This window comes from Undibacterium sp. RuRC25W (assembly GCF_049339825.1).
GTDB lineage: Bacteria > Pseudomonadota > Gammaproteobacteria > Burkholderiales > Burkholderiaceae_D > Undibacterium.
In genome coordinates, this window is record NZ_JBMPPD010000039.1 from 23,120 (window position 1) to 37,713 (window position 14,594).

Consider the following 14,594-nt stretch of genomic DNA (forward strand, 5'->3'; position numbering starts at 1 on the left):
GAGTTAAGCTGCCTTCGTTGATTCTAAAAAATCTTGCGCAAAACGTTGCAGCACACCACCCGCTTCATAGATCGAGGCTTCTTCCGCTGTATCGAGACGACAAGTCATCGCGACGTCAATCCGCTCGCCATTTTTACGATGGATCACCAACGTCAGATCCTGACGCGCCTTACGCTCACCAATTACGTCATAGGTTTCTGTGCCATCCAGATTTAGTGTCAGGCGGTTAACACCTGGTTTAAATTCGAGTGGCAGCACACCCATACCGATCAGGTTAGTACGATGAATACGCTCAAAACCCTCAGCAGCAATCACTTCAACACCAGCCAGACGTACCCCTTTTGCGGCCCAGTCACGTGAAGAACCTTGGCCATAGTCAGCGCCAGCGACGATAATTAACGGCTGTTTGCGCTCCATGTAGGCTTCAATCGCTTCCCACATACGTGTTACTTTGCCCTCAGGTTCAATGCGAGCTAACGACCCAGCTTTGACTTTACCTTCGGCATCGCGAACCATTTCATTTTTCAGAGTTGGATTAGCAAATGTCGCACGCTGTGCCGTCAAATGATCGCCACGATGCGTTGCATAGGAATTGAAATCTTCCTCAGGCAAGCCCATTTTGGCCAGATATTCACCTGCCGCACTGTCGAGCATAATCGCGTTGGATGGTGACAAATGATCTGTCGTAATGTTGTCACCCAAAACTGCCAACGGACGCATACCCTTCATCGTACGCTCACCAGCCAATGCACCTTCCCAGTACGGAGGACGACGGATGTACGTGGTCTGTGGACGCCAGTCATACAATGGGCTCACTGAATTTGCCTGTGTAGCCTGAATCGCAAACATTGGCTCGTAGACTTTACGGAACATGTCTGGTTTAACGCTCGATTTCACAATCGCGTCAATTTCTTCATCAGTTGGCCAGATATCTTTCAGACGAATTTCTTTGCCGTCAACGACAGCTAATACGTCTTTTTCAATATCAAAACGAATCGTGCCAGCAATCGCATAAGCAACAACTAAGGGCGGAGAAGCCAAGAACGCTTGTTTAGCGTAAGGATGAATACGACCATCAAAATTCCGGTTACCAGATAATACGGCGGTGGCGTACAAATCACGATCAATGATCTCTTGCTGAATGACTGGGTCCAGCGCACCTGACATACCGTTACAGGAGGTACAGGCGTAGGCGACGACACCAAATCCTAGCTTTTCCAGATCGGTCATCAAACCGGCTTCTTCAAGGTACATGGTCACTGCTTTTGATCCTGGCGCCAGCGATGATTTTACCCATGGCTTACGGGTCAGACCGAGACGATTCGCATTGCGTGCCAACAGAGCAGCAGCAATCACGTTACGTGGATTAGAGGTGTTCGTGCAACTTGTGATCGCTGCAATGATCACTGCACCGTCAGGCATTTGACCTGGTACATCATCCCATGCACCTGCAATACCTTTAGCGGCCAGATCTGCCGTGGCAACGCGTGCATGCGGATTAGATGGGCCGGCCATATTACGGACCACTGTCGACAAGTCAAATTTCAGTACGCGCTCATATTCAGCATTAACCAAGGTATCCGACCACAAACCAGCTGTCTTCGCATAGGTTTCTACCAACGCCACCTGCGCATCCTCACGACCTGTCAGCTTCAGATAATCGATAGTTTGCTGATCGATGCTGAACATGGCCGCTGTCGCACCGTACTCTGGTGCCATATTAGAAATCGTCGCACGATCACCGAGCGTCAGTGCAGCAGCGCCAACACCGTAAAACTCGAGATATGCGCCGACTACTTTAGATTTACGCAAGAATTCTGTGAGTGCCAGCACCACGTCGGTCGCAGTGATACCTGGTTGTGGCCTACCACTCAGTTCAACTCCGATAATATCCGGCAAACGCATCCAAGATGCACGACCGAGCATGACGTTTTCCGCCTCCAGACCACCCACACCAATGGCGATCACACCCAGTGCGTCGACGTGCGGTGTATGGCTATCAGTACCAACCAATGTGTCTGGGAATGCAACACCTTGCTGAGATTGAATCACTGGGGACATGCGCTCTAGATTGATCTGATGCATGATGCCGTTGCCTGGCGGGATAACATCGACATTCTTAAATGCCAGCTTTGTCCAGTTAATAAAGTGGAAGCGATCTTCATTACGACGATCTTCAATGGCGCGGTTTTTTTCAAAGGCATCTGGATCGAAGCCGCCGCATTCAACAGCGAGCGAATGATCAACAATTAATTGCACTGGCACGACAGGATTAACTTGCGCCGGATCCCCACCCTGCTCCGCGATGGCATCACGCAAGCCAGCAAGATCAACCAGCGCGGTCTGACCCAGAATATCGTGGCACACCACACGTGCCGGAAACCATGGAAAATCCAGCTCACGCTTACGTTCAATCAGCTGTTTTAATGAGTCAGTTAATGTTGAAGGATCGCAGCGACGGACCAGATTTTCAGCCAGCACACGTGAAGTGTACGGTAACTTATCAAAAGCGCCAGCCTGAATGGCGTCGACCGCCTCACGGGCATCGAAAAAATCCAGCTTAGTGCCGGGTAGAGACTTACGGAATTGTGTATTCATTGTGTGCTCGCTCATTGTTGAAGCAATTTGCAGTGCGAAGAAAAGAGGTTAACTCGTCAGCTGGTTAAAGTGCACCAGAGTGATGAATGACATGTGCATCGTCGCATCATCGCCCCGAATAAGGTACCCGCTTGAGCCATTCTATGGTTAAGCGGGTACGTCACCGAGTAGTATGCACACAGTCTTCAAAGGCGATATACGCGTCTTTTTGTGCGACTGTGGTGCGACGATTTCAATACTTACTTACGTTCGTTCAAAGGTACAAATTTCAAATCTTCAGGGCCAACATAGTTAGCACTTGGACGAATGATTTTGTTATCGATACGCTGCTCAATGATATGCGCCGCCCAACCTGAGGTACGTGCAATCACAAACAATGGCGTAAACATTGCCGTCGGTACACCCATCATGTGGTAAGACACTGCAGAGAACCAGTCCAGATTCGGGAACATTTTTTTGATATCCCACATCACTGTTTCGAGACGCTCAGCAATATCAAACATTTTTGTTGAACCCGCTTCCACGGACAAGTCGCGCGCCACTTCTTTGATCACTTTGTTACGTGGATCGGAGATCGTGTACACAGGATGACCAAAACCAATCACTACTTCTTTGTTTTCGACGCGTTTTTTGATATCTGCTTCTGCTTCATCAGGATTGTCGTAGCGCTTTTGAATTTCAAATGCCACTTCATTTGCACCACCATGCTTAGGACCACGCAACGCACCGATCGCGCCAGTAATAGCGGAATGCATATCGGATCCAGTACCAGCAATCACGCGGCCAGTAAATGTGGATGCATTAAATTCGTGTTCTGCGTACAAAATCAGCGATGTATGCATCGCTTTTTCCCAAGATTTGCTTGGTTTTGTTCCGTGCAAGAGGTGCAGGAAATGGCCGCCGATGGAATCATCATCAGTTTCTGTATCGATACGCTTGCCGTTGTGGCTGAAATGGTACCAGTAGAGCAACATAGAGCCGAGCGAAGCCATCAGTCGATCAGCGATATCGCGTGCACCTGGCACATTATGATCATCTTTTTCTGGCAATGTGCAACCCAAGACGGATACGCCTGTGCGCATCACATCCATTGGGTGTGAAGATGCTGGCAGTGTTTCTAATGCCGCTTTCAGGTTGGCTGGCAAGCCACGCAATGCTTTTAATTTGGTTTTGTAGGCAGCTAATTCTGCACCAGTTGGCAATTTACCATGCACCAACAAATGGGCAATTTCTTCAAATTCGCAGGCATCTGCTACGTCAAGAATGTCGTATCCGCGGTAATGCAGATCGTTGCCAGTTTTACCTACGGTACACAACGCAGTATTACCCGCGGTTACACCTGACAAAGCGACAGATTTTTTTGGTTTGAAAGTGCTTGTTGTTTCGGTTGTCATCGTCTTCTCCAGATTTTCAAAAAAACACTCGCCGCGGAGACCCAGATACGCACAGAAAAGCAAAAGAGCAGATTGATCGTCCTTGCATTTCCTGTACCTTGGCTCAGCAAGAGAGGTTAAGGATTGATATGCGTTCACCCTCAACCAGAAAAGCGGTCACTATTATTTCTGTGTTGAGAGCGGGGATCTTCAAAATTTATTTCACTTTTTGCTGGGCAAACAATGCATCCAGTTTTTGTTCGAAATCGTGGTAATTAATGCGATCGTACAGTTCCATGCGTGTTTGCATTGTATCGACCACATTTTTTTGCGTGCCATCACGACGGATTGCTGTATAGACGTTTTCAGCTGCTTTATTCATTGCACGGAATGCCGACAGCGGATAGAGAACTAAGCCAACATCAGCGGATTTCAGCTCTTCAACCGTGTACAAAGGTGTCGATCCAAATTCTGTAATATTAGCCAGAATAGGTACTTTGACTGCGTTCGCAAATTGCTTGTACATCTCCAGTTGCGTGATCGCTTCTGGGAAAATCATATCAGCACCAGCTTCAACACACATCTGCGCACGCTCAATCGCCGCCTCGAGTCCCTCGACGGCCAACGCATCTGTACGCGCCATGATGACGAAGTTTTCGTCAGTACGGGCATCCACTGCCGCTTTAATACGGTCAACCATCTCTTGTTTGGTAACAATTTCTTTGCCGGGACGATGACCGCAACGTTTCGCGCCAACCTGGTCTTCAATATGCATCGCAGCTGCGCCAAATTTGATCATTGATTTGACAGTACGGGCAACGTTAAACGCGGAAGAACCAAATCCAGTATCGACATCTACCAGCAATGGCAGATCACAAACATCCGTAATACGACGTACATCTGTCAAAACATCATCCAGATTAGAAATACCCAGATCTGGCAGGCCCAGTGAACCAGCGGCAACACCGCCACCAGATAAGTAAATCGCCTTAAAACCAGCGCGCTTGGCAAGCAAGGCATGGTTAGCGTTGATTGCGCCTACGACTTGTAATGGTGATTCTTCTTGCATTGCCTTGCGGAAGGCAGCACCTGCGGAGTAATTACTCATATCGTGGTTATCTTTCAGGTTAGTGAGGCCTCAGTTTTGTCGCAGATGAGGTGCAACATGTTGCTATCAGCCCCGTATGTTGAACAGAATTCACTAAGCATAATGCAATCAGCGTGCCAATCCAGACTGGCTGCGAGATAGATTAGTCGTACTTTCATAAAAATCAAGGACTTAAAACATACCGACACCACATTAGCGGTTGCCTTCCCACCTCATTACGTTTCATAATAATGTTTCAAATGAAATCAATGAAACATCAAATGCAACAATTTTTGAAACGCAACACAAAACATGCCTGTCAATGCGATTTAACACCTCAGAATCCATGAAATCAAACACGCCATCACGCGACCCACAAGACAGACCCGTCATCTGGACAGTCTCAATTTCAAGATTATTTGACATGTTTCGGGACATTATGGTGGAGTACGATGCCAATGCAGACATCGTTCCTTTGTACATGGGATTTGAAGAAGCAGTGCAACACATCCGCGAGCGCCTGCAGACAGAGCGCTGCGATGTCGTCATTGCAGCAGGATCAAACGGTGCCTATCTCAAAAATCGCCTCCCAGTGCCGGTAGTGATTGCCAAAGCGAGTGGCTTTGATGTGATGCAGGGCTTAGCCAGAGCCCGCAAAGTCTCTGCCGAAATAGGTATTGTCACCTACCAAGAAACCATGCCAGAACTGGCAGACTTCAAAACCACCTTTGGTTTCGATTTAGAGCAAAGAACTTACGTCACTGAAGAAGACGCACGAGCTCAGATCAGCGAACTGAAAGCCAGCGGCATCCGCGCGATTGTCGGCGCTGGATTGATCACAGACCTAGCAGAAGAAGCAGGCCTGACAGGCATATTTATGTATTCAGCGACATCCATACGGCAGGCATTTGATGATGCACTGGAGTTAGCCCGTCTGACACAACTGGAATCAAATCGCGGCCGTCGTCATGCAGCAACTGACTCCTTACGCGCTAGGCACGACATACGCGATCTGCGTGGCGAATCGCTTGCAATGCAAGCAACACGACGCGCCATCTCACTGTATGCACGCTCACCCGCCACGGTTTTACTGCAAGGTGAGACAGGGACAGGTAAAGAGCTCGCTGCCCAAGCAATGCATAAAGAAAGTGCGCGCGCTCGATATCCGTTCGTGGCCGTGAATTGCGGCGCGATCGCCGAAAGTCTGCTGGAGTCAGAATTATTTGGTTATGAAGAAGGCGCTTTTACAGGATCTCGACGTGGAGGGCACGCCGGGGTATTTGAAGCAGCCCATCGCGGTACGTTATTTCTGGACGAAATCGGCGAAATGCCACTGAGCCTGCAAACTCGCCTTCTGCGTGTACTTGAGGAACGCGAAGTTGTCAGAGTTGGTGGCACAAGACCAATTCCAATTGATATCCGCATTATCAGCGCAACGCATTGCGATCTCGATACCCGTATTAAAGAAGGCCTTTTCAGGGCAGATTTATTTTATCGGTTAGCAGTTTTACGCTTACAGATGCCAACCCTGCGCGAGAGAACCGAAGATATTTTACCGCTCGCGGAGTGGAGTCTCAAACACGCCTTAGCTAGCATCGGTGCGCGCCCTCATCTTAACCTTCACGCTCAGATCAATTCGTGCCGTCATTTATTCGAACAATATAGCTGGCCCGGGAACGTCCGGGAAATGCGGAATATGATGGAACGTCTGGGATTATTTTTAAGTGCAGAGCCTTTACAGGCACTCACCGCCGCTTTCGCGCGAAAGATTCTTCCAGAACTCGATGCGCCTTCCATAATGAACAAAAATCCAACTCTGCAAATAAGCGACGAGATAACGGATATTTCCTTGGAGCAAGTAATGGAAAAATTCAACAATAACAGGGAAGCGGCAGCTGCATTTCTTGGAATCAGCCGCACAACCCTCTGGCGAAAGCTCAAGAAACACTAATTGAGTGGATTACATGTAAATTTTCTGAAACTGTAATGTAAAATGAGAATAGAACGGATTTATCACAAATAACATTGTCAACTTGCAACCCAATAAAACTCATGACAAAACTTCTCATCGTTGATGACAGCAAAGTATCACGGATGGTGATACGAGCCCATATAAAAGCAGCACAACCCGACTGGGAAATCATCGAAGCCGGTTGTGGCGAAGACGCAATCAAAATCACCGCAGAGCAGCATGTTGATTTTTGCACAATGGACATTAACATGCCCGGCATGTTGGGCACCGATGCCGCAGAATTGATACTACAAGCGCACCCGGCGATGCGCATCGTGATCTTCTCCGCCAACGTTCAGGATGCGATGCAAACGCGCGCTAACTCATTAGGCTCAATTTTTGTCTCGAAACCTGTCACAGAAAAGTCGATAGCTATTGTTACCAATTACTTCCTAAGCTAAAAATGATCTCTCTAACTGAACTTCATCTGGACGCATTGAGTGAGATATTCAATGTTGGCGCCGGCAGAGCTGCGGCAAGTCTCTCAGAGATTGTCGGAGATGAAGTTCTTCTTTCGGTTCCCTCTGTAGAGATTCGCAAATCGTCTGAAATTGACAAGGAGGTGATGGGTCTCAATAGCGAACGCTTTGGCGCTGTTCACCAAACTTTCACTGGCGCATTTGAAGCTGAAGCTATTCTACTTTTCACCGAAGCACACGCACTCGAAATTGTGCGCGACATGATGGGCTCACAAATCAGCCTTGAAGACCTCGCTGAATTCGAACAGGAAGCAATGTGCGAATTAGGTAATATCATCCTCAATGCCTGCTTGTCTGCAATGGCAGATATGCTAAGCATTCCTCTTAACTGCTCACTACCTGATTACACTGTGTCCACAGTTGAAGAAATTTTTCAACGTGTTAGCACCAACGAAGATGAGCCTTACTTACTACTGTTGCACATTGATCTCGCTATTGAGAAACGCCATTCGGAAGGTCATTTAATTTTCGTTTTGAGCTCAACGTCCTTGCGGGACTTGGTCGCACAAATCGAGCACTTTCTAGGGGCGATTTAATGTCTGTCTTAACACCCCCATCGTCACTGTTGATGGAAGAGATTTTCAACTCAATTAATCTGGGATTAATCGTTGTAGACAAGCATAAAAAAATCACCGTTTGGAATAACTGGGTTGAAAAACATAGTGGCACCAAGGCAGTTAACGCGTTAGGCAACAATATTGCTGACGTTTTTTCGGAAGCACCCAGCGCAGCGTTCATCACAGCGATCACCAACACGATCAATTATGGATTACCAGTGGTACTTTCTAATGCGCTGCATCGCTCTCCCCTGGCCTTATTTGCGCGAGGGCATGAGCAAAACGAAAAACGGTTACCTCAATCTATTTCGCTCACGCCAATCAACATAGAAACAGAGCGCTGCTGCCTAGTACAGATCACAGATTCAACAACATCCATTAAGCGCGAAAAAATTCTCCGCACACATTCTGAACTCCTCAAAAAAGAGGCAACGACTGATGGTTTAACAGGGATATATAACCGTCGTTTTTTCGATGAGCATTACAAGATCGCGCTCGGGCAGACACTACGCCAACATATCCCGCTCTCAGTTTTCATGATTGATATCGACTTCTTTAAAGAATTCAATGATTGCTATGGCCACGTAGTCGGTGATAACGCATTAATTGAAGTCGCCAACGTACTAAAGAAACAATTGCAACGTGTCGGCGATGTCGTCGCCAGATTTGGCGGAGAAGAATTCGTACTACTGCTACCAAATATGGACCAGGCATCAGCGACATTATTTGCGGAAAAAATCAGGCAAGCTGTTTGGAATCTGAATATCCCACATGAAAAATCTCGCATCGGTGGGAGAATCAGCATCAGTATCGGCCACAGCACACTGACAGGTAACACTGCCAACGATCCGAGACAGTTATTAAATACGGCCGATGCCGCCCTGTACAGTGCAAAACGAGGCGGGAGAAACCGATCCTTCTTTCTGAACCATCCGCAATCAGAAGATATCGCCGAAACAAAGTCCTGATAATTTTTGCTAGACTCTGCCTATTTTTCAGTTTTGGTATAAGCTGTTTACTTTATTTTCTTCCAACGGAAATTTGATTTATGACCACATCAACTATGTCGCGTCGCGTTTTTAGCGCGTTGGTAGCAGCTGGAGCCCTGAGCTTAAGCGGCGTATGCACAATCAGCATGGCGCAACAAGCAACATCACAGCAAACATTGCGTGTCTCAGCGATTCCGGACGAAGCACCAACCGAACTACAAAGAAAATTCAAACCACTGGGTGCCTATCTGGAAAAAAAACTCGGCATGAAAGTAGAGTTCATTCCAGTTACAGACTACGCAGCATCCGTTGAGGGTTTAATTAATCACAAGCTTGATATGGTGTGGTTTGGTGGTTTTACATTTGTCCAAGCGAATGTTCGCAGTAAAGGCCAAATCATTCCTCTCGTTCAACGCGAGGAAGATGAGAAATTCCAGTCCGTTTTTATCACAACCAAAAACGATATTCACAAGCTGGAAGATTTAAAAGGAAAGACGTTCACTTTTGGATCGGAATCCTCGACGTCTGGCCATTTAATGCCGCGTTCCTATTTGCTGGCAGCAAAAATTAATCCTGACACAGACCTCAAGCGAATCGCCTTCTCTGGTGCGCATGACGCCACTGTTGCTGCCGTTGCAGGTGGCAAAGTCGATGCTGGCGCCTTGAATATCTCCGTCTGGGAAAAATTAATTACCCAAAACAAAGCCGATACCAAGCAAGTGCACGTGTTTTACACGACGCCAGGTTATTTTGACTACAACTGGTCAGTCCGCGCAGATATGCCAGTTGAAGTGCAGAAAAAAATCAGCGATGCTTTTTTAGCGTTAAATCCGAACGATCCGCAGGAAAAAGAAATTCTGGATCTGCAACGGACCAAACGTTTTATCCCGACCAAAGCTGACAACTACAAAGCAATTGAAGCAGCAGCACACAATGCTGGGCTCCTGAAGTAATGAATCAAGTACTACCGCACCTCCAATTGCAGCAGCTCTATGTACAGCATCCCGCGAGCGGCAGTGTGGAGATACCGGGCAGTGCTCTGGATGATTTACAGTACTTAAAGCGCTACGCCCTGCAGAACATCAACATCAATGTTGAACAGGGCGAGCAAATTGCGATTATCGGCCCCTCTGGGGCAGGTAAAACCACGCTCCTGCATACGATGGCGTGCGCCTATCGCCCGCACTCCGGAACAGTATCAATCGATGGAGCGCAGGCTTGGGCGCTGTCTAATGGAGAAAGACATCACCTGCGTCGCAAACTCTTCCTTGCGCCTCAAACCCCACCACTTCCCCCGCGACAACGGGTCATTACCTCCGTCCTAGCAGGTAGACTACCCTTGTGGTCATTTGCTACCGCACTGCGTAGTCTGATAAAACCAGCTGATCCAATGGCTGCCTATCAAGCTCTATCGCGGTTTGATCTGGAAGATAAGCTGTACGCACATGTTGATCAACTGTCCGGAGGAGAACGTCAGCGATGCGGTTTAGCGAGATTACTTCTGTCCGACGCACAATTATTACTCGTTGACGAGCCTTTATCAGCGCTCGATCTGCGCCTGGCAATTCAAACCCTCGATACGCTGCAAGACGAGGCACAACGCAGAAATGCGAGTTTAATTTGCAGCCTGCATCAAGTAGATCTGGCACGCAGTAAATTTAAACGCATCATCGGCTTACGTGACGGCAAAATCTTTTTCGACAGTAGCACGGTCGACGATCAAATGATAGCCGACTTATACCAGCATGCCCGTGATGAGGCACCTACTGACCAAACACGCGAAAACCTGTATACAGCCACTAACAACCCTCGCTGTTTCTGACATACCGGCAACATGCTAGCCAACTCACATTCCTATTCATCCGACATCCTCCGCGACCCATCATGGCGCGGACGCATCACCGCTTGTTTGCTTGCTCTCTTGTTACTCTGGCCAGCACTCGTGGTGACAGAATTCAAACCATGGGAATTAATCGATGCACAAAGCTTGTCCGCAACGGCCGGCTTTCTCGTGAACTTTTTTCCACCTGCACATGATGTCGAGTTCCTTTATATCGTTTTGAGTGCGACATGGCAGACCATCGCAATGGCCACTGCGGGCATTACTTTATCAATACTCATCGCGATACCGATGACATTGATCGTGAATGAACAGTTATCTATTTCGCGACTAGGCACTAACCACATGCATTGGTCATCCTATCTGATCAGACAAAGTGTTCGCTGGTTGTTAGTATTATTGCGTAGCGTTCCCGAGTTGGTCTGGGCATTGATCTTTGTCCGCATCATGGGCCTAGGCCCTGCGGCTGGCGTGCTCGCCATCACCCTAACCTACAGCGGCATGCTAGGCAAAGTTTATGCAGAAATCATCGAATCCTGCGATCCACATGCCAGCAAAGTATTGTTAGAAAATGGTTGCTCACGCCTTACTGCATTTTTTTATGGCACATTGCCGAACGCCATACCGGAACTAATCTCGTACACGATCTATCGTTGGGAATGCGCAATCAGAGGATCCGTTGTCATGGGATTTGTAGGCGCTGGCGGCTTAGGTCAGCGGATGGATGAATCATTAAAAATGCTAGCGGGAGGCGAAGTATCAACCATATTAATCGTCTTTATGATTCTGGTTAGCCTGGCTGATTCACTGAGTCAGTTTTTCCGTAGAAATTTAAAATGAAAATTGATTCATCTCCATTGAGAGACACTCACCAATTACCGACTTCGCATCCGGTCATGCAAGTAAAAACGGTGATTGTTATCATTTTTCTGATCACACTCGTCATCAGTAGCTTTATCAGTCTCAATATCGACTGGCATAATCTATTCAGTGAAGAGGCTGCAAACAACATCAAAGAATTTATCAGCGGTTTTGTACCACCGGATCTCAGCGCACCGTTACTAAAGAAAGTATTTTTTGCCGCGCTCGAAACTTTAGCAATGTCAGCGTTAGGTACCGCTATTGCAGCCATCATTGCTATCATTCTGGCGCTACCGGCAAGCGGTCGTTTTGGTCGCATCGCGAAATACAGCAATTATTTATTGTTTAATTTATGCCGTGCAATTCCAGAATTAGTGTGGGCGTCGATTATGCTTATTGCCGCTGGCCTTGGCCCCTTCGCAGGGACGATTGCCTTGGCTGCACATACTACAGGCGTATTAGGCCGCTTATTTGCAGAAAGCTTAGAAAACCTACCAGACGCTTGCGAATCAACATTACGAATCAATGGCAGCAGCACTATTGCCGCCTTTCTCTACGCAGCCTTACCCCAAGGCTTGCCACAAATGATGTCGTACACACTATATCGCTGGGAAAACAATATCCGTGCTGCAGCTATTCTGGGCGTGGTGGGTGCTGGTGGACTGGGGCAGATGCTAAAATATCATCTATCCCTTTTTCAAATGCCCACCGCTGCCACCGTCATTATCGCAATGCTGCTGTTGGTGGCACTCGTCGATGCGTTGAGTTTTACGGTCCGACGTCGCCTGATGCATTAATTGTCGAATGAAGCGGGATGGTAGTGTAAGTCGGCCATTTACTCTTCGAGTAAGCTACGCAACATCCACGCTGTTTTTTCGTGTACCTGCAAACGCTGCGTGAGCAAATCTGCCGTTGGTTGATCATTGACTTCAGCCACAAATCCAAACAGATTTCTCGCCGTTTTGGCAGTTGCCTCCTGCGCCTTTACTAAATACCTCACCATATCCATCGCTTTGGGCTTTCCCTCAGCTTCCTCAATAGAGGATAAACGAACGAACTCTTTGTATGTACCTGGTGCAGGGTGCCCCAGAGACCGAATTCGTTCCGCAATTAAATCCAGCGCATTCCATTGTTCTGTGTACTGGGCCATAAACATGGTGTGCAGTGTATTAAAATGGGGACCAGTGACATTCCAGTGAAAATTGTGGGTCATCAAATACAGTGTGTAACTATCTGCGAGCAAGGCGGATAATCCCTGGGCGATTGTGGTGCGGTCTGCATCGTTAATACCGATATCGATCATTGACTGACGCGGTGCATTAGTTATCTTTTCCATCTTCATCTCCCTAAAAATTCTCACCATGACAAGAGGTCTGGCACGAGTAGAAGTGTGCTCTCGCAGCACATCAATTACCAATGGTATTTCACTATTTAAGCCATAGTTAAAAGTGATTTAAACGCTGAAATTAATAAATTTTTCAATATTTAAACTTCTTACGCCAATCTTTAAAAATAGAAAATTAAGTTCTTTTTTTATCAATACTTTACATATTCCATCTTGACAGAAAATCCACCAAAACCGATATTAACGACCTCTGACACCACATAACAGGTTTACCATGCCCACTATTGATATTGAACATTTAATCAACGTTTATCTCGTACCATTTGGATTAAAAATCTTCGCTGCGATCGCGATCTGGATTATCGGTGGCTTTGTCATCAGTATGCTGACCAATTTATTGCGTCGGGCAATGACATTACGCAAAGTCGATCCAACATTGATTACGTATAGCGAGTCGTCATTACGGGTCGCTTTAAGAATCGCACTGGTCATGGCGATTCTGGATGTCTGCGGAATTCAGACGACCTCGTTTGCTGCCCTGATTGCCGCTGGTGGCGTTGCCATCGGTGTCGCGTGGTCTGGACTGCTTTCCAACTTTGCAGCGGGCATATTCCTTGTTATTTTGCGTCCCTTCAAAGTTGGTGACGCGATCAGCGCTGGCGGTCAGACTGGCGAAGTGACTGAGATTGGCCTCTTTTCGACAACAATGACCACCGGAGATAACTTGCGTGTATATGTAGGAAACAGCAAGATATTCTCTGACAATCTGGTCAATTACTCTGCCAATCCACATCGTCGTGTCGACTTAAAGTGTCAGATAGCAAACGGCGTTAACCCGCTCGAAGCAATAGAAATGTTATCCAAACACATTTCAAAGGTAGCAAACATCACCACCTCGCCCGCACCAACGATTGAAATTTTAGAATTTAATGCTGCTGGTAGTTTAATAGCCGTTCGTCCATACTGCAGTAATCAGAACTATTGGCAAGTCTATTTTGACACCAACAAGGCTATCGCTGCTGCGTGTGCGGAAGCCGGATGGCCTGTTCCTGCGGTATACCAGGTAGCGGTTCATCAGAATCAAGCCTAAATACACAGGTATTGAAACATCTTTTTTGTTTCACTTTTGATAGAAGATGAGTGAGGCGCAAAATAAGCGTTTCACTCATCTTCAAAGTTAATAGCAGCATCATCTTTGCATTAAGTAAAAAAATTAACTAAAAATAAAGTAAGGCATACAGAACACCAATAAAAATCGCGATTTAACAAAAATTTACTGCATACGCTTCCGATTATTCGTCACACTGAAGATATTAAAAAAACGTACACTAGGGCGTGTTGACATATAAAAAGCTGTTAACTTTTCCCGAAGTGTGTTTACATTCTAGATTTTAAAGAATGAAACGATGCTGCGACTGATGTTGAGAGATGATCAATGGGAACGAATTGCGCCT

The 14,594-nt window shown here is 47.0% G+C and carries 13 protein-coding genes; 9 read left to right on the top strand and 4 right to left on the bottom strand.

Annotated elements, in window-relative coordinates:
- Positions 1–3: 3 nt before the first annotated feature.
- The 3 genes from acnD to prpB form a co-directional block, all read right to left on the bottom strand.
- Positions 4–2,598, bottom strand: coding sequence for a Fe/S-dependent 2-methylisocitrate dehydratase AcnD (gene acnD / locus ACO0KV_RS15795; protein ID WP_423043723.1), 2,595 nt, complete (start codon positions 2,596–2,598; stop codon positions 4–6).
- A 239-nt stretch (positions 2,599–2,837) separates the two neighbouring features.
- Positions 2,838–3,992, bottom strand: coding sequence for a bifunctional 2-methylcitrate synthase/citrate synthase (gene prpC / locus ACO0KV_RS15800; RefSeq protein WP_423043725.1), 1,155 nt, complete (start codon positions 3,990–3,992; stop codon positions 2,838–2,840).
- A 196-nt stretch (positions 3,993–4,188) separates the two neighbouring features.
- A complete protein-coding gene (gene prpB / locus ACO0KV_RS15805) occupies positions 4,189–5,079 on the bottom strand; it encodes a methylisocitrate lyase (protein ID WP_423043727.1) in 891 nt (296 codons plus the stop codon).
- A gap of 325 nt (positions 5,080–5,404) precedes the next feature.
- Between prpB and prpR the strand changes: the two genes are divergently transcribed.
- From prpR to phnE, 8 genes are all read left to right on the top strand, one after another.
- A complete protein-coding gene (gene prpR / locus ACO0KV_RS15810) occupies positions 5,405–7,009 on the top strand; it encodes a propionate catabolism operon regulatory protein PrpR (RefSeq protein WP_423043729.1) in 1,605 nt (534 codons plus the stop codon).
- Between the two features lie 101 nt (positions 7,010–7,110).
- Positions 7,111–7,470 (top strand): response regulator transcription factor, encoded by a 360-nt coding sequence (locus tag ACO0KV_RS15815; protein ID WP_423043730.1) that lies wholly within the window; start codon positions 7,111–7,113, stop codon positions 7,468–7,470.
- 2 nt (positions 7,471–7,472) lie between these two features.
- Positions 7,473–8,084, top strand: coding sequence for a chemotaxis protein CheC (locus ACO0KV_RS15820; protein ID WP_423043732.1), 612 nt, complete (start codon positions 7,473–7,475; stop codon positions 8,082–8,084).
- Complete coding sequence (locus ACO0KV_RS15825) at positions 8,084–9,073, top strand: diguanylate cyclase domain-containing protein (protein ID WP_423043734.1); 990 nt, start codon at positions 8,084–8,086, stop codon at positions 9,071–9,073. Before ACO0KV_RS15820 ends, ACO0KV_RS15825 begins: the two co-directional genes overlap by 1 nt.
- Before the next feature lie 80 nt (positions 9,074–9,153).
- Positions 9,154–10,047, top strand: coding sequence for a putative selenate ABC transporter substrate-binding protein (locus ACO0KV_RS15830; protein WP_423043736.1), 894 nt, complete (start codon positions 9,154–9,156; stop codon positions 10,045–10,047).
- Positions 10,047–10,916: a phosphonate ABC transporter ATP-binding protein gene (locus tag ACO0KV_RS15835; protein WP_423043738.1), complete on the top strand. Its 870-nt coding sequence runs from the start codon at positions 10,047–10,049 to the stop codon at positions 10,914–10,916. The genes ACO0KV_RS15830 and ACO0KV_RS15835 overlap by 1 nt, the downstream gene beginning before the upstream one ends.
- A 12-nt stretch (positions 10,917–10,928) precedes the next feature.
- Positions 10,929–11,774, top strand: coding sequence for a PhnE/PtxC family ABC transporter permease (locus ACO0KV_RS15840; RefSeq protein ID WP_423043740.1), 846 nt, complete (start codon positions 10,929–10,931; stop codon positions 11,772–11,774).
- A complete protein-coding gene (gene phnE, locus ACO0KV_RS15845; protein WP_423043742.1) occupies positions 11,771–12,592 on the top strand; it encodes a phosphonate ABC transporter, permease protein PhnE in 822 nt (273 codons plus the stop codon). The genes ACO0KV_RS15840 and phnE overlap by 4 nt, the downstream gene beginning before the upstream one ends.
- Positions 12,593–12,630: 38 nt before the next feature.
- Here phnE and ACO0KV_RS15850 read toward each other — a convergent pair whose 3' ends face one another.
- Entirely contained in the window at positions 12,631–13,131 is a 501-nt protein-coding gene (locus ACO0KV_RS15850; RefSeq protein WP_423043744.1) for a Dps family protein, read from the bottom strand.
- A 283-nt stretch (positions 13,132–13,414) separates the two neighbouring features.
- Between ACO0KV_RS15850 and ACO0KV_RS15855 the strand changes: the two genes are divergently transcribed.
- Positions 13,415–14,230 carry a mechanosensitive ion channel family protein gene (locus ACO0KV_RS15855; RefSeq protein ID WP_423043746.1) on the top strand — a complete coding sequence of 272 codons (816 nt, stop codon included), beginning with the start codon at positions 13,415–13,417 and terminating at the stop codon, positions 14,228–14,230.
- Positions 14,231–14,594 lie beyond the last annotated feature (364 nt).

What these genes read in the sequence shown, in the direction of transcription:
- acnD (WP_423043723.1), bottom strand. Translation starts at nt 2,598, where the DNA reads ATGAATACACAATTCCGTAAGTCTCTACCCGGCACTAAGCTGGATTTT.
- prpC (WP_423043725.1), bottom strand. Translation starts at nt 3,992, where the DNA reads ATGACAACCGAAACAACAAGCACTTTCAAACCAAAAAAATCTGTCGCT.
- prpB (WP_423043727.1), bottom strand. Translation starts at nt 5,079, where the DNA reads ATGAGTAATTACTCCGCAGGTGCTGCCTTCCGCAAGGCAATGCAAGAA.
- prpR (WP_423043729.1), top strand. Translation starts at nt 5,405, where the DNA reads ATGAAATCAAACACGCCATCACGCGACCCACAAGACAGACCCGTCATC.
- ACO0KV_RS15815 (WP_423043730.1), top strand. Translation starts at nt 7,111, where the DNA reads ATGACAAAACTTCTCATCGTTGATGACAGCAAAGTATCACGGATGGTG.
- ACO0KV_RS15820 (WP_423043732.1), top strand. Translation starts at nt 7,473, where the DNA reads ATGATCTCTCTAACTGAACTTCATCTGGACGCATTGAGTGAGATATTC.
- ACO0KV_RS15825 (WP_423043734.1), top strand. Translation starts at nt 8,084, where the DNA reads ATGTCTGTCTTAACACCCCCATCGTCACTGTTGATGGAAGAGATTTTC.
- ACO0KV_RS15830 (WP_423043736.1), top strand. Translation starts at nt 9,154, where the DNA reads ATGACCACATCAACTATGTCGCGTCGCGTTTTTAGCGCGTTGGTAGCA.
- ACO0KV_RS15835 (WP_423043738.1), top strand. Translation starts at nt 10,047, where the DNA reads ATGAATCAAGTACTACCGCACCTCCAATTGCAGCAGCTCTATGTACAG.
- ACO0KV_RS15840 (WP_423043740.1), top strand. Translation starts at nt 10,929, where the DNA reads ATGCTAGCCAACTCACATTCCTATTCATCCGACATCCTCCGCGACCCA.
- phnE (WP_423043742.1), top strand. Translation starts at nt 11,771, where the DNA reads ATGAAAATTGATTCATCTCCATTGAGAGACACTCACCAATTACCGACT.
- ACO0KV_RS15850 (WP_423043744.1), bottom strand. Translation starts at nt 13,131, where the DNA reads ATGGAAAAGATAACTAATGCACCGCGTCAGTCAATGATCGATATCGGT.
- ACO0KV_RS15855 (WP_423043746.1), top strand. Translation starts at nt 13,415, where the DNA reads ATGCCCACTATTGATATTGAACATTTAATCAACGTTTATCTCGTACCA.